This is a genomic window from Aeromonas sp. 603607 (assembly GCF_049171595.1).
Classification (GTDB): Bacteria; Pseudomonadota; Gammaproteobacteria; order Enterobacterales; family Aeromonadaceae; genus Aeromonas; species Aeromonas veronii.
In genome coordinates, this window is sequence record NZ_JAAKOV010000014.1 from 15,071 (window position 1) to 36,137 (window position 21,067).

Here is a 21,067-nt window from a genome sequence, read left to right on the forward strand (position 1 = left end):
GTTTCAACAGAGGAGCAGAGCAGCATGATTGACACTCTTGACGTTGTGCAAAACCCCAGCCAGGACGACATAGATTTTTTACGAGACAACCTGATCAAAACCAATCGTGAGTTTGTCGGTGAACAGATACGTCGCCCACTTGCCATCTTCTATCAGGATGAGCAGATGCGTCGTGCCGGAGGATGCAGCGGCCATACCTACGGTAACTGGCTCTATATCGAGTATCTGTGGGTGGCCAGTAGCCTGCGGGGGCGCGGTGTAGGAGGCCGGTTATTGGCGGCGATGGAGCAGGCTGCCCGCGAGCGCGGCTGCTGTTTTTCACAGCTCGATACTTTTAGCTTTCAAGCAAAGCCTTTTTACCAAGCGCGGGGGTATTCAGTCGTCATGACGTTGGAAAAGTGCCCGGTGTTTCATCAACGATATTACTTAACCAAAACTTTGTAGCGCAGGCAGTGACTGGTGTCCTGCTTAAAAATATCTGACGCAACGGATAGTGTTCTGGTAGATACATGAGGGGCATTTATCTTTATGGGCTATTTATCAAGGCCATGGTTTTGTGATGGTTCATGGTGTGACTGTATTGGCTTGGTCACAAAACAAACCGGGTACTCTGTCTGGGGATCAAGTCAAATCCGGCATCAATGATCTCGCCTCTATAATCGGGATCGCGAGCCATCCGTAACATCATGGATGCAGCCTGGCTGGCAACAGAGTGAATATTGATATTGATACTGGACAAGGTCACGGGGGCCAGATAACCGCTGCCTGGAAAATCGCCAAACCCGATGATAGATAGTTGCTCTGGTACCGGGATATTGCGTGCAATCGCCTCCATCAGCAATGCAGTACCAATGGTATCGTTTGATGCAAAAATGCCGTCGAGTTTGCGCTCTTTGAGCAGTGTCTTGATGAGTAGTTCGCGTGCGGCGGGGTAAATATTGTCGCTGTAAGGGATTTCGACCAACAAGGGATCCATACCCGCCGTCTCAAGTGCCTGGCAAAAGCCGCTGTAGCGGCTCTGCGCACGCACGTCATCGTTAAAACGGGTCGTGAAATAGGCAATTTTATGGCAGCCGGAGCGTATCAGGTAAGATGCGGCATCGTAACCCACCTGAAAATGATCTATACCGACCTGCGCGACAAACGGACTGGCTTCACCGATTTGCCATGCTTGAACCACAGGCACCGCACTGTGCTCCAGCATACGAATCGTAGTATCACTGTGCTTCGCGCCAGTGAGGGTTATGGCAGCAGGAGACCATTGTAAAATGGAGCGGATCTGCTGCTCCTCTTTTTCCATTGAGTGATCATGAGATGCGATATAGAGCTGAAAACCTGCATCACTCACGATATGTTCAATCTGCTGGACAAAGGTACTAAAGGTAATATTGGAAATGGAAGGAACGATAATTGCCATTGCCGAGCTTCGCCCGGCAGTAAACTGACTGGCAATTTTGTTGTGCACATAACCCAATTCATCAATGGCACGCTGAATTTTATGGCCGGTATTGGCTTTTACCTTGTCTGGATGACGTACATAAAGTGAGACTGTCGAGGGGGACACCTTGGCCAGGGCCGCGACATCATCAAGCTTGACGGTTTGTTTGCTTCTCGAGGACACGTGTTCTGCTTCCTGATTGGTTTTACTCGGCTCGACATCCTTCGTTATCTGAGGGAAAAGCCATCCAATAATCTCCCGACATGTATTTAAGTGTATAAAAAATAAGGCTTAAATAAAAGTGATGATTCGCTGTAGGAGGTGCGTCGGCAATTCGGGTTACTTGTATGGTAATTAGATTTTGGTTAGCCATTACAAATAAAAACGTGTTGCCAAGAGCGCTTGAGCGTTTTGGCATCCAATGTCGAAAAATGAGCCTCTTTAACTGCCATGACCCATGGCAGTTAACTGTTCAAATAAACACCGCACCACATGGTGAAGGGTGGTTACTTCAGGGTATGAGTATTTAGTGTTATGGGAATCGGTAGTTCTCATCAGCACTCTCTGCAATCGTCTAATGGGTGTTACAACCGCGTTGGATAGCTCACCGTTTAGTGCCTGGGACGTAGCGACAACCACTTGGCAGGGGGGTTATTGAGCGTGTGGCTCTGATGAAGGTAGTGGAGAGACGATCGCCTCCTGCCTGTATTGGCGCAGCAGTTTGAGGAAATCATCCGGTTCCCGATCCAGGCTGCCTACCGGGATCAACAGGTCATAACCGAGCAAGTGGCGCATGCGAATCATCCGTTGAGCCAGCATGGCCAATGCGCCATCGTAGTGCAGCCCTTGCGGGGAGCAAAAGTGACTCTCCTCCAGCCAGTCGATGCCTTGTAAGGGGTCATTTGTATGCACTGGCTGCCCATGGAGCTGCTCATTATGCAGGGCATGCAGCAACACAGGGCGCTGCTCTGTCAACAGATGCACGGCCAGTCTGGGAGTGATCAGTGTCAGAAACTCGTCATACTGTTTTATCTTGAAACCGATATAGGGCAGGGGCTGGAGATCCCAACCAACATGGATTCTGGGTTGATCGATACGCTGGATGTTGTGCCACTTCAGTGCCCAGCCGCCATATTTGTGGTGATAGTGGAGGGAGTGCTGGCATAGGGATAGGCTGATCGGGGGCTCATTGAGCTTGAACCAGCCTATCAAGGTTATCATCATGCCACTCAGTAGCAATATATAGGCCGGGAGCACCGGGCCTTCCACAAGCAACCAGAGTAGTAATAGCATCAGGCTGGTGATGAGCCCCCCGGCCCAGATCAGGGTTAGTCCGTTTCGGCGGACCAGAGGCTTTATATGTTGTGTCTCCATTTAACCTCCTTGTCCTGATGAGGGGGGCGATCTTTTATGACACCACCCGTTTGTCTTTGACCAAGTATAAGCGCCGCGTTTTTGCGCTGGCCAGCAAAGCAAATGGCAGTCATGGGCCGGCTCGGGTATAGTCCTGCGCCAATGGCGTTATCCTGTTTTGCTGACCCGTCGTGGCCTTGGTGGTGGCGAGGGGCAGGCCTGTGTAAGGAGTGTTATGAAGTTCAGTCCCCTGCTCGATGAGATGATGAAAGCCCTGCAGGTATTGCCGGGGGTGGGGCCCAAGTCTGCCCAGCGGATGGCCTTTACCCTGCTCGAGCGTGAGCGCAGCGGCGGCTTGCGGTTGGCCCAACTGCTCTCTCGCGCCCTGACCGAGATTGGCCACTGCAGCCACTGCCGCACCTTTACCGAGAACGATCGCTGCGATATTTGCGCCAATCCCAAGCGGGAAGAGAACGGTCTGCTCTGCGTGGTGGAGAGCCCGGCGGACGTGGCCGCCATCGAGCAGACCGGCCAGTTCTCCGGCCGCTACTTCGTGCTGATGGGCCACCTCTCGCCGCTGGACGGCATAGGCCCGGAGGAGCTGGGACTCGATATTCTCGAGCGCCGCCTGAAGGAAGAGCACATCAGCGAACTGATCCTCGCCACCAATCCCACCATCGAGGGGGATGCTACCGCCTGGTATATCGCTGATATGGCCCGTGCTGCCGGGGTAGAGGTGAGCCGCATCGCCCACGGTGTGCCGGTGGGCGGAGAGCTGGAGCTGGTGGATGGCACCACGCTCTCCCACTCCCTGATGGGGCGTCAGCGCCTCAAATAAGGGGCGGGATAGGGCTGTATCATTGCGGCTTGATCAGAAAATCGGCAGTTGAATGGAAAAAGGGGGCGAATGAGCAGGATTGCACATTCGCCCCCTTGATATTTGATTGGCCGTCCCCATCTAGGTTGGGCATATGTTCAACCCGATGTTTCTGAGGATTGGTCCATGACCCAAAGTGTTCATGCCGAAACCCACGGCTTTCAGACTGAAGTCAAACAACTGCTGAGCCTGATGGCTCACAGCCTCTACTCCAACAAAGAAGTATTCCTGCGCGAGCTGATCTCCAACGCATCCGATGCGGCGGACAAGCTGCGCTTCAAGGCGCTTTCCGATGCCTCTTTGTTTGAAAACGACGGCCAGTTGCGTGTGCGCCTGGTGGTGGACAAAGAGAAGCGTACCCTGACCATCTCCGATAACGGGATCGGTATGACCCGTGATCAGGTGATCGAGCATCTGGGTACCATCGCCAAGTCCGGCACCGCCGAATTCTTCAAAAACCTCTCCGGCGATCAGGGCAAGGATTCCCAGCTGATCGGTCAGTTCGGGGTCGGTTTCTACTCTGCCTTTATCGTGGCCGACAAGGTGACCGTGGTTTCCCGCGCCGCCGGTACTGCTCCGGAGCAGGGCGTACAGTGGGAATCGGAAGGGGAAGGCTCCTTCACCGTCGCTGATGTGACCAAAGAGGGTCGCGGTACCGACGTCATCCTGCACCTGCGTGCCGAAGAGGACGAGTTCCTCGACGACTGGCGTCTGCGCTCCGTGGTGAGCAAATACTCCGACCACATCAGCGTGCCGGTGGAAATGTACAAAGAGGGTACGCCGGATCGCGAAGAGGATGGTGAGACCATCGTCGGCACCCCGGGCGAGTGGGAGCAGGTCAACCGCGCGACTGCACTGTGGACCCGCAACCCGAAAGATATCAAGGACGAGGAGTATCAGGAGTTCTACAAGCACGTCGCCCACGACTTTGAAGATCCACTCCTGTGGGGTCACAACCGGGTGGAAGGGGCGCAGGAGTATACCAGCCTGCTCTACGTGCCGGCCCGCGCTCCGTTCGACCTTTACAACCGCGAGCAGAAGCACGGTCTGAAGCTCTACGTGCAGCGCGTCTTCATCATGGACGACGCCGAGCAGTTTATGCCGACCTACCTGCGCTTCGTCAAAGGGGTGCTGGACTCCAACGATCTGCCGCTCAACGTTAGCCGTGAAATCCTGCAGGACAACAAGGTGACCGCCTCCCTGCGCAAAGCTTGCTCCAAGCGCGTCCTGACCATGCTCTCCAAGCTGGCGAAAGACGATGCCGAGAAGTACGCCAAGTTCTGGAAAGAGTTCGGTAACGTGCTCAAAGAGGGCCCGGCCGAGGATTACGCCAACCGCGAAGAGATCGCGAAGCTCCTGCGCTTTGCCAGCACCGCTGGCGAGGGCGAAGCCCAGACAGTCTCTCTCGAGGATTACGTTGGCCGCATGAAGGAAGGTCAGCAGAAGATTTACTACATCACCGCCGACTCCTATGCCGCTGCCAAGAACAGCCCGCATCTCGAGATCTTCCGCAAGAAGGGTGTCGAAGTGCTGCTGATGTGGGAGCGAGTGGACGAGTGGCTGATGAGCCACCTGACCGAGTTCGACGGCAAGCAGCTCATCTCCGTCACCCGTGGCGAACTGGATCTCGGCGATCTGGAAGATGAAGCCTCCAAGCAGGCGCAGGAAGAGGCCGAAAAAGCTAACGCCGGTCTGGTGGAGCGGGTCAAGAAGAGCCTGGGCGATGCAGTGAAAGAGGTGCGTGTCACTCACCGTCTGACCGATTCACCCTCTTGCATCGTCACTGACGCCTACGGTATGAGCACCCAGATGATCAAGCTCATGCGTGCGGCCGGCCAGCCGGTACCGGAGCAGAAGTACATTCTGGAGCTCAACCCTGACCATGCGCTGGTGAAGAAACTCGACACCATTGAAGACGAGGCTCTGTTCGGTGAGTGGGTCACCCTGCTGCACGAACAGGCCCAGCTGGCCGAGCAGGGCGGGCTGAACGATCCGGCGAGCTTCGTCTCCCGTATCAACCGTCTGCTGCTGCAAGCCTAAGCAGCAACGCCGGTAACAGAAAGCCCACTGCATGCAGTGGGCTTTTTTGATCTCGCCGAGTGAGCTCGGCGAAACACAGCGGCAAGGGAGCGGCCAGCGCCTCTCTATTTGCGGTATTCGTTGTTGTAGTTCTGGATGAGACGGCGAGTCACCTCATGCTGGGGATCGGCAAACACCTTGAGAGTCTTGCCGCGCTCCACCACCCGACCTTCGTGCATTACCAGCACCTCGTCGCTGATATGGCTGACGATGCCCAGATCGTTGGCTACCAGCACATAACTCAGTCCCATGGTCTCCTGCATATCCAGCAGCAGATTGATGATCTGGGAGCGTACCGAGATATCCAGGGTGGAGAGCGCCTCATCGGCCACCACTATCTTGGGGTTGAGGATCAGCGCGCGTGCCAGCGCCACCCGCTGTTGCTGACCGGAGGAGAGCATCTGCGGATAGAACAGGGCGTGGTCCGGCAGCATCCCCACCATGCGCAGGGTTTGCACCACCTTCTCACGGCGCTCCTCCTCGGTCATCTCGGTGTTGAGACGCAGCGGGGTTTCCAGGATCTGGCCGACCCGGATCTTGCGGTTCAGCGAGGTGTTGGGATCCTGAAAAATCATCCGCAGCAGTTTGCAGCGAGTCTGGTAATCGCCATGCACCATCAGCTGGCCGTCGATGGCGATGTCGCCGCTGGTGGGTTCGATCATGCCGGCCAGAATGCGGGCGAGGGTACTCTTGCCGGAGCCAGCTTCGCCGACGATGGCGAGGGTCTGACCCACCTCGAGATCGAACGAGAGGGGCTTGATCGCCTCCACCGCCTGACGACGGAATAGACCGGTGCGGTTCTGGTAGGTTTTGCTAAGGCCTCTGACCTGCAACAGGGATGGCTCGATCACAAGCGGGGCTCCTTCATGGGGGCATTAACGGTCATCATTTTTTTGGCTCCTCCATGTTCAGCGGGAAGTGGCAGCTGAACTGATGGCCCTTGATCTTGTTCATCAACGGAGTCTGCACGCACTGCTTCTGGGCGTAGGGGCAGCGCGGCCCCAGACGGCAGCCGATGGGCAGGTGTTGCAGCGGCGGGATGACGCCGGGCAGGGTCTCGAGGCGCGACTTGTGGCGCACCAGCTTGTCAAAGTCGGGGATCGATTTGAGCAGGGCATCGGTATAGGGGTGGTGCGGGGTCTCGAGGATCTGCTCCCGGGTGCCCACTTCCACCATCTGGCCGCAATACATCACGTTGATGGTATCAGTCAGATTGGCGATGGCGGCGATATCGTTACTGATGATCAGGATGGTGGTATTACCCAGCTTGTTCATCTTGTCCAGCAGTCGCAGGATCTGGGAGTGGGTGGTGGACTCCATGGCGCTGGTGGGCTCGTCGGCTACCAGCAGACGCGGCTGGTTGGCAATGGCCATGGCGATCATCACCTTCTGGCACATGCCATCCGACAGCTCATGGGGATAGGCGCGCATCACCTTGCGGTGATCCTTGACGCCGACCCGGTGCAGCAGGGCGATGGCCTTCTTCTTGCGCCACTGGAAGCGTTGCCAGAATTGCCCCTCGAACGAATCGGTCGGGATTGCCTCTTCCAGCTGGGTGCCGATCTCCTCGGAGGGGTCGAGACAGCTGATGGGGTCCTGGAAGATCATGGCGATCTCGCGACCCATGATGCGACGGCGCTCCTTGGGGGCCATGGTCAGCAGATCCATGTCGTTGAAGCGCATCCGGTCGGCACGTACCGTCCAGTTGTCCTTCTCGATGCCGACGATCACCTTGGCGATCAGACTTTTACCTGAGCCGGATTCACCCACCAGACCGCGGATCTCCCCCTCGGTCAGGGTCAGGCTCACCTTGTCCACCGCCTTGACCTTGCCTTGCGGTGTGTCGATCTCGATGGTGAGATTGCGAATATCGAGCAGCGGCATCAGTCATTCCCCTCTTTGAGTGCTTCGCGGATGCCTTCACCAACCAGGTTGGTGGCCAGCACGCTGAACAGGATAGCCATGCCCGGCAAAGTGACGGTCCAGGGGGCGAGATAGATGAGGTCACTCGAATCGGCCAGCATGGTGCCCCACTCCGGTTGAGGGGATTGTGCGCCGAGGCCGAGAAAACCGACTGCCGAGATATCGAGAATGGCCGCAGACAAGGTGCGGGTGGTCTGGGCCACCAGGGTCTCGACGATATTGGGCAAAATAGCCAGCCGCATGATCCTGAAGGGGGGCGAGCCATCGAGCCGACTGGCAATGATGTACTCCTTCTGCATCTCGGCATGCACCGCGTTGTAAGTGGCCCGGATAAAGGGGGGGATCAATGCCAGGGTAATGGCGATCAGGGTATTGCCAAGGCCCGGCCCCAGAATGGCAACCATGATGATGGCCATCAGCAGGGAGGGGATGGAGAGCAGGGTATCGAGCAGGTGGTGCAGCACGCTCGATTTCAGCCCCTTGCTCATGCCGCCGAGTATGCCGATGGCGGAGCCCACCACCATGGCGATCACCACCACGACAAGGGCACAGCCGAAGGTGAGACGTGCCCCCACCACCAGCCGGGAGAGCATGTCGCGCCCCAAATCATCGGTGCCAAGGAAGTAGTCGATATTGCCGGTCGCCGCCCAGGAGGGGGCGAGCAGCAGCCTGTCGGTGTGCTGTTCATCAATACCGTAGGGAACGACCAGCGGCCCCACCAGCGTGATAAGCAGCAACAGCAAAAAACACCAGAGCCCCACCATGGCGAGCGGATTGCGGCGATAGGATGCCCACGTCTGCTCAAGGGGCGAGAGGATCTTGAGTTCGGGATAGATGTTCGATTTATCTTGCATAGAGTACCTGGCTCCTGGTCACGCCATGAGCGCGTTCAATCCTGTTTGGCATAGAGCTCTTTGCGCCGTGCCGGATAGATAAGGGTGGTCAGCAACTCTGTGCTGACGCTGATCAGAATCACGAAACTGGCCACCACCAGAGTGGCGCCGCGGATGGCCGCGTAATCCTGCAGGGCGATGCTGCTGATGAGCCAGCGGCCGATCCCGTGCCACTCGAACACCACCTCGGTGATCATGGCGGAGGTGAGCACACTGCCCAGTTGCAAACCCAGCAGCGGCAGCACCGGCGGCAGGGCGTTCTTCAGACCATGGCGCCAGACGATCTGTGCCTTGGACAGGCCCCGGCTCGCCGCCGCCTTGATGTAGTTCTGCTTCATTACGTCGATGAGCGAGCTGCGCACATGACGGATCACCTCGGTGGTGGGCACCACCGCCAGCACCAGTGACGGGAGGATAAGGTGGCGCAGGGCATCGTGCAGTGCCGCTTGCCGCCAGGGTTCGTGGCTCAACAACACATCGATCAGGGCAATACCGGTAATGTGTGGTACGTCGTAGAGCAGGCTGATCTGTCCTGATGATGGTAGCCACCCAAGATCCAGCGAAAAGAGCATTACCACCAGCAGTGCCAGCCAGAATACCGGCACCGCATAGCCGATAAGACCGGCGGTCATGATGGAGAGATCCAGCGTCTTGCCTTGTGACAGGGCCGCCAGGGTGCCGAGGGGAATACCCACCAGCAGCGAGATGGCAAATGCCGCTAGGCAGAGGATCAGGGTGGCGGGAAAATAGTGGCGGATCTCGTCCAGCACCGGCAGCCCGGAGATGCTGGAGAGCCCCAGGTCGCCTGCGAAAATGCGGCGCAGGAAGTCGGGATAGCCGCTCCAGAAGCTGAGCTGATTGCCGATCAGCCGGTAGTCCAGCAGGTAGGCGACAAAGGTCAGCGCCAGTAGAGTGATAAGCAGCAGGTTGATGCGGCGCAAGGTGTATAGAAGCATGCTTACTCCCTGTGAGCCTGGTTGAAGGAGGTGCCGCCAAAGGGCATCAGCGTCAGCCCCTCGATGTCGCTGCGGCTGACCTGGGTACGCAAGGCGTGCGCCAGCGGGATCAGCGGCAGCTGTTCGTTAAGCAGGGTCTGGGCATAGTAGTAGTTACGCAGCCGGAACGAGAGCTGGGGCGTGGTGACCGCATCATCCAGCAACTGATCGAAGGCCGGGCTACACCAGCGGCTGTAGTTGTTGCCGCGCTCCACTGCCGAGCAGCTCAGCAGCTGGCGGAAGAAGTTGTCCGGATCGGCGTTATCGGCAATCCAGCCGGAGAGCAGACTGTCGTACTGCCCCTTGGTGAGACGGCCTTCGATCACCGGCCACTCCCGTTGCACGATCTTGAGCTTGATCCCGACCTTGGCCAGATCGCTGCGGATCAGCTGGGCAGTCTTGACCGCATCCGGGTTGTAGGGGCGGGCGTCCGGCTGTACCAGCACCTGCATCTCGAACCCTTTCTCCAGTCCCGCCTCCTTGAGCAGCTGGCGCGCCCGTTTCAGGTCGGGTTTGCGCTCGGGCAGGCTGGGGTTGTAACCCCATGAGAGGGTCGGCAGCAGGCTGTTGGCGGGCAGGCCAGTATCGAAATATACCGCCTGCAGCAGATTGTCGATATTGATGGCGCTGGCAATGGCCTGACGCACCTTGACGTTGTTGAACGGCGGCTTGCGGGTATTGAGGGCCAAAAAGGCGACGTTCATCCCCGACTGGACCGAGAGACTCAGCGCCGGATTTTGCTTGATCACCGAGAGCTGGCTAGCGGAAGGGGTGCTCATCACGTCGCACTCGCCGGTCAGCAGCTTGGCCAGCCGTTTGGCGGATTTGGGGGTGATGTCGTAGACCAGCTGTTCAATCTTGGCATCGCCGCCCCAATAGCCGGGATGGCGCAGATAGCGAATGAACTCGTTGTGGCGATACTCCTTGAAGCTGAACGGCCCGGTGCCGATGGGGCGGCTATCCAGCAGGGCTGGTGTGCCCGCCTGCAACATCTGCTCGGCGTATTCGGCGGAGAGGATCACCGCATAGTCGCTGGCCAGGGTGGCGAGGAAGGAGGCGTTCGGCTGGTTCAGCTCGAATACTACCGTCTGCGGCCCCTTCTTGCTCACCCGCTTGATCAGCAGATCTTGCCCCAGGCTGTAGAAGTAGGGGTAATCACCCCCGGACACATTGTGATAGGGGTGCTGCTCGTCAAGCTGGCGGGCATAGGTAAAGACCACATCATCGGCATTGAAAGTGCGGGTGGGCTTGAACCAGGGAGTATGGTGAAACGTCACCCCCTTGCGCAGGGTCAGGGTATAGGTGAGGCCATCCTCGCTGACATGCCAGTTGGTGGCGAGCGCCGGCTCCAACGCCAGGGTGTTGGGGTTCACCTCCAGCAGGCGGTCGTAGAGCGGACGGGCACTGGCATCCAGTGTCACCCCGGAGTTGGAAACATGGGGATTGAAGGAGAGGGGGGATCCCTCAGCACAATAGATGAGTCCGGTTTTGGAGGCCTCGGGTTGCTTCTGGCAGCCGGTGACCAGCACCAGCAGACCCAGCAGCAAGGGTGTGAGCATTCTCATTGTTGAACCATGTTCTTATAGGGGTTTTGTACGCACGTTTTGATACAAATGTGCCAGCGCGAAGGCTGGCGTGTTGCTGGAGTCGGCATCAACCGCACTCCTTCACTCTTGTTCTGCATCGTTATCGCCATCCAGCAGCTGATATTTGCGTAGCATGCCACGGAACTGGTGATAGCTTAAGGCCAGCAGTTGAGCGGCTTTGCGCTGATTATACTGGGATTGCTGCATCGCTTGCTTGAGTAAATTAATCTCGTACTCCGCCACCGCCTGCTTGAGATCGAGCGGCAAGGCGAGGGGGGATGCAGATTGTACCTCGCTTCGGGCCTCTTGCGCAGGTTGCGTGACCTGTGGTCGCCAGGGGGAATCAAACGGGTTGAGCACCAGGGTCGAGAGCGGCAACTGGGGATTGCCCTGACGATAGATACTGCGCTCCACCACGTTCTTCAGCTCCCGTATGTTGCCCGGCCAGTGGTAATCCAGCAGCAGCTGGGTTGCCTTGCGCGAGAAACCGGCAAACAGCGGATAACCCAGCTCCCGGGTCATGCTGTGGGCGAAATGCTCCGCCAGCATCAGGATATCTTCCCGCCGCTCCCGCAAGGGGGGGAGGGTGATCACATCAAACGCGAGCCGGTCGAGCAGATCGTGGCGAAACTGCCCCTTGTCGGCCAGCGCAGGGAGATCCTCGTTGGTGGCGCAGACCAGCCGCACATCCACCTTGAGGGGCTTGGCCCCACCCACCCGCTCGAACTCGCCATACTCGATGACCCGCAGCAACTTCTCCTGCACCCTGGCGCTGGTGGTGGCCAGCTCGTCGAGGAAGAGGGTGCCGCCATCGGCCCGCTCGAAGCGGCCCTGATGGCGCTTGGCCGCGCCGGTAAACGATCCCGCTTCGTGACCGAACAGCTCGGTCTCCAGCAGGCTCTCGCTCAGGGTGGCGCAGTTGATGGTGACAAAGCTTTGATCCCAGCGCGCCGAGAGATAATGTAGGCGGTGGGCGATCAGCTCCTTGCCCGTCCCCCGCTCACCGATGATCAACACGGGTTTGCGCAGCGGGGCGAGCCGTGAGGCCTGCTCAATGATCTCGAGAAATGCGTTGGATTCCCCCAGCAGGCTTTCCGTGGCCGTGGTCATAGTGATCCCTGTCAGTTGTAAAAGCTGGTAAATCTTACCAAAAGTTGGTGATTTTAATCATCTCTTGCGCGAGGCATCTTGCAATCCGGCTATTCTGCCCCATATAAATCAACAAGTTAAATTTTGTTCAAGATTGGCACACAAGTTGCCATTGTCAATGGAGAAACAACGCCATGCCAATAACAGGAGTGCAATCATGAGTATTTTTTCCCGTCTGGCCGACATCATCAATTCCAACCTGACGGCCCTGCTCGACAAGGCAGAAGATCCCCAGAAGATGGTGCGCCTGATCATCCAGGAGATGGAGGACGAGCTGGTCAAGGAGCGCTCCAATCTGGCCCGCTTCCTCGCCAGCCAGAAAGAGATTGGTCGTCAGGTCGCCCGTCATCAGGAGCGGGTCGACGAGTGGCAAGCCAAGGCCGAGCTGGCCCTGACCAAAGGGCGTGAAGATCTGGCCCGCGCCGCCCTTATCGAGAAGAAGAAACAGACCGAGTTGTCAGAGACCCTCTACCGCGAGCAGCAAGCGGTCGACAGCGGCATCGAGAAGCTGGGTGAAGAGATCCGTCAGCTCGAAGCCAAGCTGGAAGATGCCCGCGCCCGTCAAAAGGCGATGGCCATTCGCACCGAAGCGGCCAGCAGCCGTCTCAATGTGCAGAGCCAGGTAGCCCGTGGCGAGAGCCAGGCTGTGGTGAGCAAGTTTGAGCGGATGGAGCGTCGCATCGACGAAATGGAAGCGCGCGCCGATCTGGGTCAGTCCGACAAGGCGCTGGCGCAGCAGTTTGCCGAGCTGGAAGTGGACGATCAGATAAGCCTTGAGCTGGAAGCCATGCGCCAGAAGCTGGGTCAGGGCGACAGCAAAAGCGAAGGCAAACAGGGGGAGTAACAGATGGAAGATCTGCTGGGCGTATTGATGGTTCCCATGGTGGTCTTCATGGTGGTGGTGGCCCCCATCTGGCTGGTGCTGCACTATCGTGCCAAGGGGCGGATTGGCGCCGGTCTTGCCGATAGCGAGCGGGAACAGCTGCAAGGGCTGCTGGCTCGCACCGAGAAGATGCAGGAGCGAGTGGGCGCGCTGGAGTCGATTCTGGACGCGGAAGTACCCGGTTGGAGGAACAAGGTATGAGCAGTGTCAGTCGTGAAGGGCGTAACCTTTATCGCGATCCCCAGCGCGGCAAGATAGCCGGGATCTGTGCCGGTTTGGCAGAGTATTTCGGGGTGGAGACCTGGATCGTGCGGCTGCTCGCCATCAGTGGCCTTATCTTCGCCGGTTTCATCACCTTCACCGCCTATATCGCTGCCTGGTTCCTGCTCGATAAAAAGCCGGTCACCCTCTACTCGCAAGAGGATGCCGACTTTGCCGAGGTGCGGATGAAAGCGCGCAGCTGGCAGGCGGGGATCACCCCTCATCAGGCGCTGGGCCGCATCGCGCAGGAACTTGACGCGCTGGAGCCCAGAGTTCAGCGGATCGAGAAGCTGGTGACCTCAAGGGAGTTCACCCTGCAGCGGGAATTTCGCAAGCTGTAGTGCTTGCCAAATCACTCAATGTCGATGGTGGAATCTTCTGTGATGATCCACCATCGACGACAACTATCCAGACGTGGATAAGCGGTCGACCTCTCGCACGGCTGAGCACGCCGGATGCAACCACCAAGGGAGAACGGATCAAGCCTTGATACTCAATAAACTGGAACAGAAGTTGACTCGCCTGCAACACAAGGCGAACGACGTGGTGAACCGGGTGCGGGATCGCCATATTCGGCTGGCGGTGACCGGCCTCTCTCGCAGCGGCAAAACCGCCTTTATCACGGCGCTGGTTAACCAGCTGGAACACGCGGCCATCGATGGCCGTTTGCCCCTGTGGGATGCCCTGCGTCAGGGGCGCATCCTCGGCGCCCGCCGGGTGCCGCAGCTCAATGCCCACATCCCCACCTTTGCCTACGAGCGTGGCCTCGACTCCCTGTTTGGCGATCCACCTGCCTGGCCCGAACCCACCCGCGGGGTGGCCGAAGTGCGCCTCGAAATCCGTTATCGCACCCGTCATCCCCTGCGCAAGCATCTGGGGGAGATCTCCACCCTCTACGTGGATCTGGTGGACTACCCCGGGGAGTGGCTGCTCGACTTGCCGCTCCTTGAGATGAGCTACGAGCAGTGGAGCGAACAGGTGCGCGAGCAGCTTCGTCGCCCAGAGCTGCAGGCACTTGCCGCCAGCTGGCTGATACCCGGGTGGCAGGTCGATCAGCGCTTCGAAGAGCGGCCGGTGGCTGAGCTTGCCGAGCGCTACACCGCCTATCTGCATGCCTGCAAACAGGAGCTGGGATTGCACCTTATTCAACCCGGCCGCTTCGTCTTGCCGGGGGAGTATGCCGGTGCCCCCATGCTGCAATTTGTCCCCTGGGTGTGGGAGATGCCTGTCGGCGAGCCCGCCGATGGCACTCTTTACGCCACTCTCAAGCAGCGCTTCGAGCAGTACAAGCAGCATCTGGTGCAGGGTTTTTATGAGCAGCACTTTGCCGGCTTTGATCGCCAGATCGTGCTGGTGGATTGCCTGCAGCCGCTTAACGCCGGGGCGGCCAGCTTTGGCGACATGCAGCAGGCCATCGCCCGCATCATGGAGAGCTTTGCCTACGGCAAGAGCAACTGGTGGCGGCGACTCTTCTCGCCCCGTATCGACAAGCTGCTCTTTGTGGCGAGCAAGGCCGATCACGTCACCCCCGAACAACATGCGCCCATGGTCTCACTGCTGCAGCATCTGGTGCGCAGCGGTCGCGGTCAGGCTCGTTTTGAGGGGATCACCACCGAGTGTCTGGCGCTCGCCGCCATCAAGGCGACCGAGGTGGGCAAGGGGGTGGCCAATGGCCGCGAGTTCCCCGCCATCCGCGGTACCAGCCTGAGCGGTGAATCGCTGCTGCTGTTCCCGGGGGAGGTGCCTCCCCATATTCCGCCAGCGCAGTGGTGGAACAGCCAGGGCTTTGATTTTCAGGCGTTTCGCCCTATGCCCATGAGCCCCCATCAGGCGTTGCCCCATATCCGGCTCGATGCGGCGCTGGAGTTTCTGCTCGGGGATCACCTCGAATAACGGTGTGCGGTCTTGGCACCTGAGCCGAAGGCTGCGCACAGGAGAACAATGCGATGAACGATCAGTTAAAAGAGCGGCCACCGCTGCAGGGCAAGGTGATCCTTGAGCCTGCCTTGACGGTGCCCAGTGACGAGCGCCCGCCCGCACCGTCCCAGCGGCTGGAGGAGGCGAGCTTCGAGCGCCTCGACGAGCTGGACGAGTTCACCGAGGTGGAGAGCGCCCTCGTCATCAAACCGCGTCGCCGCCATCGGCTGCTGGCGTGGGGGCTGGGGGCGGTCGGTCTGCTCTCGTTGGGCCAGTATGGCGCCTTTCTTTACGATCAATTCCTCACCACCCCGCTCTGGGGCAGCGCCTGGCTGGCGGCCTCGGCGCTGGTGGCGGCGGGGACCGCCAGCGTGGTGGGGCGCGAGTGGCTGCGACTACGCACTCTCAAGCGGCGTCAGGATGTACGCTCGCGAGCAGAAGATCTGCTTGCCCATCAGGGAGTCGGGCAGGGGCAGGCCTTTTGCGAAGGGTTGGCGGTCAAAAGTGGCGACAAGGGGCGCGAGGGGTATCAAACCTGGCTGGCCCAGCTCGATGAGAGCCACAGCGATCGGGAAGTGCTGACCCTCTACAGCCAGCTGGTGCTCGCCGAGCGCGACAAGCTGGCACAGGCGCGGGTGGCAAAATGGTCGGGGGAGGCCGCCGTGCTGGTGGCGCTCAGCCCGCTCGCTACCGTCGACATGATGCTGATGCTGTGGCGCAACCTGCGGATGATCGAGGATATCGCCGATGTCTACGCCATCGAACTTGGCTACTGGAGCCGCATACGTCTGATCCGTCAGGTGTTTCGCAACATGCTCTACGCCGGTGCCACCGAGCTGGTGACCGAGGTGGGGATGGACTTGCTGGGCGCCGAGTTTGCCGCCAAGCTCTCTGCCCGCGCGGCGCAAGGGGTGGGGGCCGGGCTGCTCACCGCTCGCCTTGGCCTGCGCACCATAGAGGCGTGCCGTCCGCTGCCCTGGTGTGCGGACGAGAAACCCAAACTCGGCGAGCTGCGCAAGCGGCTGATCGGCCAGCTGGCGGGGTACCTCAACAAATCCTGATAGCCCTGTCTGCACCTTGCTGCGATGATCCATGCCCCTGTCGTGCTCGCCAAGCCACAGGGGCATGGTTTTAATCGGCAGATCATTGAGTTGGCAGCAGTGCCTGGTTTTGGCGAGGCGCCCGTTTACGGTTAAGCTGGCAGTCAATCTTACCAATCACACTCATCGTACCAATCGGCAAGGATGCCCGATGAACTTTACCTTTCGCCAGATCCGTTATTTTGTGGCCGTGGCCGACAGCTTTTCAGTGAGCCGTGCCGCAGCCGAGCTTCATATCTCCCAGTCGGCGGTCACCAGCGCCATTCGCGAGCTGGAGACCGAGCTCGGCGCCCCGCTATTCGAGCGCAATCCGCGCGGCGTCACCCTCACCACTCAGGGGCACCAGTTTTTGCTCCACGCCCGCCGCATTCTCGGCGCCATGACCGAGGCGAGCCACTCCCTCAAAGCAGTAGCCCAGCAGGATCAGGGACGGCTCACTATCGGTGTGACCACCTTGGTGGCGGGTTACTACCTCTCAGAGGCGCTTGGCCGCTTTCGCCGCGCCTTTCCGGCGGTACAGATCGAGGTGAAGGAGGATGAACAGCCCTTCCTTGAGCACCAGATCGTCAACGGCGAGGTGGATGTGGGGATCCTGATGACCAACCGCACCATCCGGCAAGAGGCGTTTGATACCGAATTGCTGACCCGTTCGCCGCTGCGGCTCTGGCTGGCCGCCAACCACCCGCTCTGCGCCGAGTCGACCCTCTCGCTCACCGCGCTGGGGGAGGAGCCGATGATCTCGCTGACCGCCGATCAGCTCGATCAGATCATCGGTGGCGGCCTGCGTCGCTACGGCATCTCCCCCCGCATCGTGCTGCGCACCGCGTCGGTGGAGGCAGTGCGCAGTCTGGTGGCGAGCCAGCTCGGGGTCGCCCTGCTGCCCGATTTTGCCTATCGCCCCTGGTCGCTGGAGCAGGAGCGGGTCGAGGCGCGCCCCATCAAGGAGCCCATTCCCGCCATCGATATCGGGCTGGTGTGGCGCCGTGGTTCTCGGCTGGATTGGACGGCGCGGGAATTTATCGATATTGCGCGGGATCAGAGCCGGTTGCGGGCCCGTCAGGCGCTCCCTCGCTAGCCATCTCTTGCGGGGTAGCCACCAAAAATCAGATTCATCTGCACTCGATATCGATTTAGCTGATACCTGAGCCACCAAAAATTGAAATATTCATCGTATTGCCACTCCCCTAAGCTCATTTCTGGTTAACAGGATGTTAACGCCCACGGCGGCGTTCCCTCACCTGATGCAAGTCAACACAATGCAAGGAGTGCATGATGAAATTGACCCCTCTGATGCTGGCTCTTGTTCCGGCGCTGCTGGCAGGCCAGACCCAGGCTGCCCCGACCGAGCTCGGCAAGGGTGAAGGCCAGCTCAATATTGTGGCCTGGGCTGGCTACGTCGAACGTGGTGAGACCGACAAGAACTACGACTGGGTGACCGGATTCGAGAAAGAGACCGGCTGCAAGGTGAACGCCAAAACGGCGGCCACCTCGGACGAGATGGTAGCTTTGATGAACGAGGGGGGCTTCGATCTGGTGACCGCCTCCGGCGATGCCAGCTTGCGTCTGATTGCCGGTGGCAAGGTGCAGGCGCTCAATCTGGCGCTCATCCCGAGCTACAGCAAGATTGATCCCCGTCTGCAAAATGCCCCCTGGCACACTGTGGATGGCAAACACTACGGCGTGCCCTACCAGTGGGGCGGCAATATCCTGATGTACAACACCAAGGTGTTCCCCAAGGCACCAGACTCCTGGAACGTGGTGTTCGAGGAGCAGACCCTGGCGGATGGCAAGTCCAACAAGGGGCGGGTGCAGGCCTTTGATGGCCCGATCCACATCGCCGATGCCGCCCTCTATCTGATGACCCATCAGCCCGCACTGGGCATCAAGGATCCTTACGAGCTGAACGAGGAGCAGTACAAGGCCTCCCTCGATCTGCTGCGCAAGCAGCGCCAGCTGGTGGGACGCTACTGGCATGATGCTTTCGTTCAAATCGACGACTTCAAGAACGAAGGGGTGGTTGCCTCAGGCTCCTGGCCGTTCCAGGCCAACGCCCTGATCGCCGACAAGCAGCCCATCGCCACCACTGTGCCGAAAGAGGGAGTGACCGGTTGGGCCGATACCAGCATGGTGCACAGCGATGCCAAGAACCTCACCTGCGCTTACAAGTGGCTGGAGCACTCCCTGAGCAACAAGCTGCAGGGAGATCTCGCCGCCTGGTTTGGCTCGGTGCCTGTGGTACCTGCCGCCTGCGAGGGCAATGCCCTGCTGGGCCCGACCGGGTGCAAAACTAACGGTATCGACAACTTCGATCGGGTTCGCTTCTGGCGCACTCCGGTCTCCCAGTGCAAGAGCCAGGGAACTTGCGTGCCCTATTACCGCTGGGTCTCCGACTATATCGCCATTCTGGGCGGTCGCTAAGGCGGTGTGAGCAAGGTGGTCGCCCCGGCTGCCACCTTGCCAACGGCAGGGGAGTTGCGCCTCCTCTGCACGACTGCCGAGAGCGGATAATCAAGCGGGCCGGACAGGAGTCCGGCCCATCCCAGCACAGACAAGGACGCCCCATGAACGCCGTACAATTTGACCGGGTCAGCCGCCACTATGGCGAGGTGAAGGCGGTCGATGACATCTCTTTCCAGATCCCCTCAGGGGAATTCTTTACCCTGCTGGGGCCGAGCGGTTCCGGCAAGACCACCTGCCTGCGGATGATCGCGGGCTTCGAGTACCCGAGCGACGGGGAGATCCGCCTGTTCGGCGAGCCCTGCTCCACCGTGCCCCCCTACGATCGCAACCTCAATACCGTGTTTCAGGACTACGCCCTGTTTCCCAACATGGATGTGCGGGACAACATCGGTTATGGCCTGATGCTCAAGGGGGTGGCCAAGGCGGAGCGTTACCGCAAGGTGGACGAGATGCTGGAGCTGGTGCGACTGCCCGGGGTCGGCAAGCGCCGACCAAGCCAGCTCTCCGGCGGCCAGCGCCAGCGCATCGCCATCGCCCGGGCGCTTATCAACCAGCCACGCATCCTGCTGCTGGATGAGCCGCTGGGGGCCCTCGATCTCAAGCTGCGCGAGCAGATGCAGCTTGAGCTCAAGGCGCTGCAACGCCAGCTGGGCATCACCTTTATCTTCGTCACCCACGATCAGCAGGAGGCGCTCTCCATGAGCGACCGGATCTGCATCTTCAGTCAGGGCAAGATTGAGCAGATCGCTGCGCCCGATACTATCTACGACGCTCCGGCAACGCCGTTTGTGGCCCGCTTCGTCGGTACCGTCAATCTGTTCGAAGGGGAGCAGGCCAGACGGCTGTGCGGTGACGGCAGCCAGATGATGGTGCGCCCGGAGCGGATCCGGCTCGGTGAGGCGGGCGCGCCGGGCTGGTCGGGGGAGATCCGCGAGGTGGAGTATCTGGGCCCCTTCGTCCGTTATCGGGTTGATCTCGGGGAGCAGCTCGAGATCATCGTCAATCACCCCAATGAGGGGCAGGCCCGTCTGGCCCGTGGCAGCAGGGTCAGCCTCAGCTGGCCGGAGCAGGCCATCCACCGCCTGAGCGGCGCCCATCAGGGGGCGCAGCCATGAGTGCCCCTCACAGTGCGAGTCTTGCCATGAACCATCAGCCCGAACCTGCCCGTTTCAGGCCGCTGCGGCGCCTCTCGACCCTGCTCTATGGTCGACCCGGCCTGCTGCTGGCGATCCTGCTGGGGCCGCCGCTGCTGTGGCTCGGCATCATCTATGTCGGCTCCTTGCTGATGCTGCTCTCCAACTCCCTGTTCGGGCTGGACGAGTTCAGCGGTCAGGTACGCCACGAGCTGGGGCTGCAAAACTTCGTAGCCCTGCTGCGACCGGAGAATCTGGATGTGATCGGCCGCACCGTCGGCATGTCGCTACTGGTGACCCTGGCCTGCGCCCTGCTCGGTTTTCCGGTTGCCTACTACATGGCGCGCTACACCAGTGGCAAGACCCGGGCGCTGTTCTATGTGGGGATCATGCTGCCGCTCTGGTCCAGCTATCTGGTGCGGGTCTATGCCTGGAAGCTGATCTTGGCCAAAGAGGGGGTGTTGAGCTGGCTGGCCGACAGCATGGGGCTGGAGTGGTTGCTCGATGCCATCCTCTCCCTGCCGGTGATAGGTGGCCCGTCGCTCTCCTTCTCGCGGCTCGGCACCTTTATCGTGTTCGTCTATGTCTGGCTGCCCTTCATGATCCTGCCCATTCAGGCGGCGGTGGAGCGTATTCCGCGATCCCTGCTGGAGGCGAGCAGCGATCTGGGGGCGACACCCGCCCAGACATTTCGCAACCTGATCCTGCCGCTGGCGTTGCCCGGTGTGGTGGCGGGCTCCATTTTCACCTTCTCGCTGACCCTCGGTGATTACATCATCCCCGGCATCATCGGCAACTCGACCATGTATATCGGTCAGGTGGTCTACATGCAGCAGGGAACGGCGGGCAACCTGCCCTTTGCCGCAGCCTTCTCGCTGGTGCCGATCCTTATCATCGCCATCTATCTGGCGATTGCGAAACGGTTAGGAGCCTTTGATGCGCTTTGATGCCCATATTGCACTCATCCATGTATCTCCTCGGGTGCCCAGCCTGATCATGGCTATCAACCGACGACCGTCA

Annotated in this window: 20 protein-coding genes; 12 read left to right on the forward strand and 8 right to left on the reverse strand. The window is 59.6% G+C overall.

Translation table 11 applies throughout. The features are described from left to right. Positions 1–24: 24 nt before the first annotated feature. Complete coding sequence (locus G5315_RS13940) at positions 25–444, forward strand: GNAT family N-acetyltransferase (protein ID WP_236348616.1); 420 nt, start codon at positions 25–27, stop codon at positions 442–444. 145 nt (positions 445–589) lie between these two features. Here the strand turns inward: G5315_RS13940 and G5315_RS13945 are convergent, their stop codons facing one another. Beyond that, positions 590–1,621: a LacI family DNA-binding transcriptional regulator gene (locus G5315_RS13945; protein ID WP_216953430.1), complete on the reverse strand. Its 1,032-nt coding sequence runs from the start codon at positions 1,619–1,621 to the stop codon at positions 590–592. A gap of 468 nt (positions 1,622–2,089) precedes the next feature. Further along, positions 2,090–2,812 carry a DUF2982 domain-containing protein gene (locus tag G5315_RS13950; protein ID WP_421221570.1) on the reverse strand — a complete coding sequence of 241 codons (723 nt, stop codon included), beginning with the start codon at positions 2,810–2,812 and terminating at the stop codon, positions 2,090–2,092. A 214-nt stretch (positions 2,813–3,026) separates the two neighbouring features. On the opposite strand from G5315_RS13950, the gene recR reads away from it, so the two are divergent. Both recR and htpG read left to right on the forward strand, forming a co-directional pair. Continuing rightward, positions 3,027–3,629 carry a recombination mediator RecR gene (recR, locus tag G5315_RS13955; RefSeq protein WP_019444931.1) on the forward strand — a complete coding sequence of 201 codons (603 nt, stop codon included), beginning with the start codon at positions 3,027–3,029 and terminating at the stop codon, positions 3,627–3,629. A gap of 165 nt (positions 3,630–3,794) precedes the next feature. Next, entirely contained in the window at positions 3,795–5,708 is a 1,914-nt protein-coding gene (htpG, locus tag G5315_RS13960; protein ID WP_139746660.1) for a molecular chaperone HtpG, read from the forward strand. 104 nt (positions 5,709–5,812) lie between these two features. Here htpG and G5315_RS13965 read toward each other — a convergent pair whose 3' ends face one another. The 6 genes from G5315_RS13965 to pspF form a co-directional block, all read right to left on the reverse strand. Beyond that, entirely contained in the window at positions 5,813–6,598 is a 786-nt protein-coding gene (locus tag G5315_RS13965) for an ATP-binding cassette domain-containing protein (protein WP_421209248.1), read from the reverse strand. Positions 6,599–6,632: 34 nt separating this feature from the next. Beyond that, complete coding sequence (locus tag G5315_RS13970; RefSeq protein ID WP_005333679.1) at positions 6,633–7,631, reverse strand: oligopeptide/dipeptide ABC transporter ATP-binding protein; 999 nt, start codon at positions 7,629–7,631, stop codon at positions 6,633–6,635. After that, a complete protein-coding gene (locus G5315_RS13975; protein WP_421333232.1) occupies positions 7,631–8,524 on the reverse strand; it encodes an ABC transporter permease subunit in 894 nt (297 codons plus the stop codon). Before G5315_RS13975 ends, G5315_RS13970 begins: the two co-directional genes overlap by 1 nt. A 35-nt stretch (positions 8,525–8,559) precedes the next feature. Beyond that, on the reverse strand, positions 8,560–9,519 hold the full coding sequence (locus G5315_RS13980) for an ABC transporter permease (protein WP_421333233.1): 960 nt from the start codon (positions 9,517–9,519) through the stop codon (positions 8,560–8,562). A gap of 2 nt (positions 9,520–9,521) precedes the next feature. After that, positions 9,522–11,117 carry an ABC transporter substrate-binding protein SapA gene (gene sapA / locus G5315_RS13985; protein WP_041202111.1) on the reverse strand — a complete coding sequence of 532 codons (1,596 nt, stop codon included), beginning with the start codon at positions 11,115–11,117 and terminating at the stop codon, positions 9,522–9,524. Positions 11,118–11,225: 108 nt separating this feature from the next. Then, positions 11,226–12,254: a phage shock protein operon transcriptional activator gene (gene pspF / locus G5315_RS13990; RefSeq protein WP_421333234.1), complete on the reverse strand. Its 1,029-nt coding sequence runs from the start codon at positions 12,252–12,254 to the stop codon at positions 11,226–11,228. 196 nt (positions 12,255–12,450) lie between these two features. Here pspF and pspA point away from each other — a divergent pair, with 196 nt between their 5' ends. The 9 genes from pspA to G5315_RS14035 all read left to right on the forward strand — a co-directional run bounded on the left by pspA (position 12,451) and on the right by G5315_RS14035 (position 20,994). Then, positions 12,451–13,137, forward strand: coding sequence for a phage shock protein PspA (pspA, locus tag G5315_RS13995; RefSeq protein WP_421333235.1), 687 nt, complete (start codon positions 12,451–12,453; stop codon positions 13,135–13,137). Positions 13,138–13,140: 3 nt separating this feature from the next. Further along, positions 13,141–13,377 carry an envelope stress response membrane protein PspB gene (gene pspB, locus G5315_RS14000; RefSeq protein WP_005333672.1) on the forward strand — a complete coding sequence of 79 codons (237 nt, stop codon included), beginning with the start codon at positions 13,141–13,143 and terminating at the stop codon, positions 13,375–13,377. Then, on the forward strand, positions 13,374–13,778 hold the full coding sequence (gene pspC / locus G5315_RS14005) for an envelope stress response membrane protein PspC (RefSeq protein ID WP_005333670.1): 405 nt from the start codon (positions 13,374–13,376) through the stop codon (positions 13,776–13,778). The genes pspB and pspC overlap by 4 nt, the downstream gene beginning before the upstream one ends. A gap of 145 nt (positions 13,779–13,923) precedes the next feature. Further along, on the forward strand, positions 13,924–15,330 hold the full coding sequence (locus tag G5315_RS14010; RefSeq protein ID WP_421333236.1) for a YcjX family protein: 1,407 nt from the start codon (positions 13,924–13,926) through the stop codon (positions 15,328–15,330). Positions 15,331–15,383: 53 nt separating this feature from the next. Beyond that, on the forward strand, positions 15,384–16,415 hold the full coding sequence (locus G5315_RS14015; RefSeq protein WP_040069345.1) for a YcjF family protein: 1,032 nt from the start codon (positions 15,384–15,386) through the stop codon (positions 16,413–16,415). Between the two features lie 190 nt (positions 16,416–16,605). After that, positions 16,606–17,529: a LysR family transcriptional regulator gene (locus tag G5315_RS14020; protein ID WP_005346246.1), complete on the forward strand. Its 924-nt coding sequence runs from the start codon at positions 16,606–16,608 to the stop codon at positions 17,527–17,529. Between the two features lie 197 nt (positions 17,530–17,726). Then, positions 17,727–18,872 (forward strand): ABC transporter substrate-binding protein, encoded by a 1,146-nt coding sequence (locus tag G5315_RS14025; RefSeq protein WP_421333237.1) that lies wholly within the window; start codon positions 17,727–17,729, stop codon positions 18,870–18,872. A gap of 143 nt (positions 18,873–19,015) precedes the next feature. Next, entirely contained in the window at positions 19,016–20,029 is a 1,014-nt protein-coding gene (locus tag G5315_RS14030; RefSeq protein ID WP_040069348.1) for an ABC transporter ATP-binding protein, read from the forward strand. Further along, the gene (locus G5315_RS14035) at positions 20,026–20,994 is read left to right on the forward strand and encodes an ABC transporter permease (protein WP_236267855.1); all 969 of its coding nucleotides are present in this window, start codon (positions 20,026–20,028) and stop codon (positions 20,992–20,994) included. The genes G5315_RS14030 and G5315_RS14035 overlap by 4 nt, the downstream gene beginning before the upstream one ends. Positions 20,995–21,067: the final 73 nt, after the last annotated feature.

Bases quoted from the DNA above. Each gene is read 5' to 3' on its own strand.
- pspB (WP_005333672.1), top strand. From the start codon at position 13,141: ATGGAAGATCTGCTGGGCGTATTGATGGTTCCCATGGTGGTCTTCATG.
- G5315_RS13980 (WP_421333233.1), bottom strand. From the start codon at position 9,519: ATGCTTCTATACACCTTGCGCCGCATCAACCTGCTGCTTATCACTCTA.
- recR (WP_019444931.1), top strand. From the start codon at position 3,027: ATGAAGTTCAGTCCCCTGCTCGATGAGATGATGAAAGCCCTGCAGGTA.
- G5315_RS14035 (WP_236267855.1), top strand. From the start codon at position 20,026: ATGAGTGCCCCTCACAGTGCGAGTCTTGCCATGAACCATCAGCCCGAA.
- G5315_RS13950 (WP_421221570.1), bottom strand. From the start codon at position 2,812: ATGGAGACACAACATATAAAGCCTCTGGTCCGCCGAAACGGACTAACC.
- pspA (WP_421333235.1), top strand. From the start codon at position 12,451: ATGAGTATTTTTTCCCGTCTGGCCGACATCATCAATTCCAACCTGACG.
- G5315_RS13975 (WP_421333232.1), bottom strand. From the start codon at position 8,524: ATGCAAGATAAATCGAACATCTATCCCGAACTCAAGATCCTCTCGCCC.
- sapA (WP_041202111.1), bottom strand. From the start codon at position 11,117: ATGCTCACACCCTTGCTGCTGGGTCTGCTGGTGCTGGTCACCGGCTGC.
- G5315_RS14030 (WP_040069348.1), top strand. From the start codon at position 19,016: ATGAACGCCGTACAATTTGACCGGGTCAGCCGCCACTATGGCGAGGTG.
- G5315_RS14015 (WP_040069345.1), top strand. From the start codon at position 15,384: ATGAACGATCAGTTAAAAGAGCGGCCACCGCTGCAGGGCAAGGTGATC.
- G5315_RS13940 (WP_236348616.1), top strand. From the start codon at position 25: ATGATTGACACTCTTGACGTTGTGCAAAACCCCAGCCAGGACGACATA.
- G5315_RS14020 (WP_005346246.1), top strand. From the start codon at position 16,606: ATGAACTTTACCTTTCGCCAGATCCGTTATTTTGTGGCCGTGGCCGAC.
- G5315_RS14025 (WP_421333237.1), top strand. From the start codon at position 17,727: ATGAAATTGACCCCTCTGATGCTGGCTCTTGTTCCGGCGCTGCTGGCA.
- G5315_RS13970 (WP_005333679.1), bottom strand. From the start codon at position 7,631: ATGCCGCTGCTCGATATTCGCAATCTCACCATCGAGATCGACACACCG.
- htpG (WP_139746660.1), top strand. From the start codon at position 3,795: ATGACCCAAAGTGTTCATGCCGAAACCCACGGCTTTCAGACTGAAGTC.
- pspC (WP_005333670.1), top strand. From the start codon at position 13,374: ATGAGCAGTGTCAGTCGTGAAGGGCGTAACCTTTATCGCGATCCCCAG.
- pspF (WP_421333234.1), bottom strand. From the start codon at position 12,254: ATGACCACGGCCACGGAAAGCCTGCTGGGGGAATCCAACGCATTTCTC.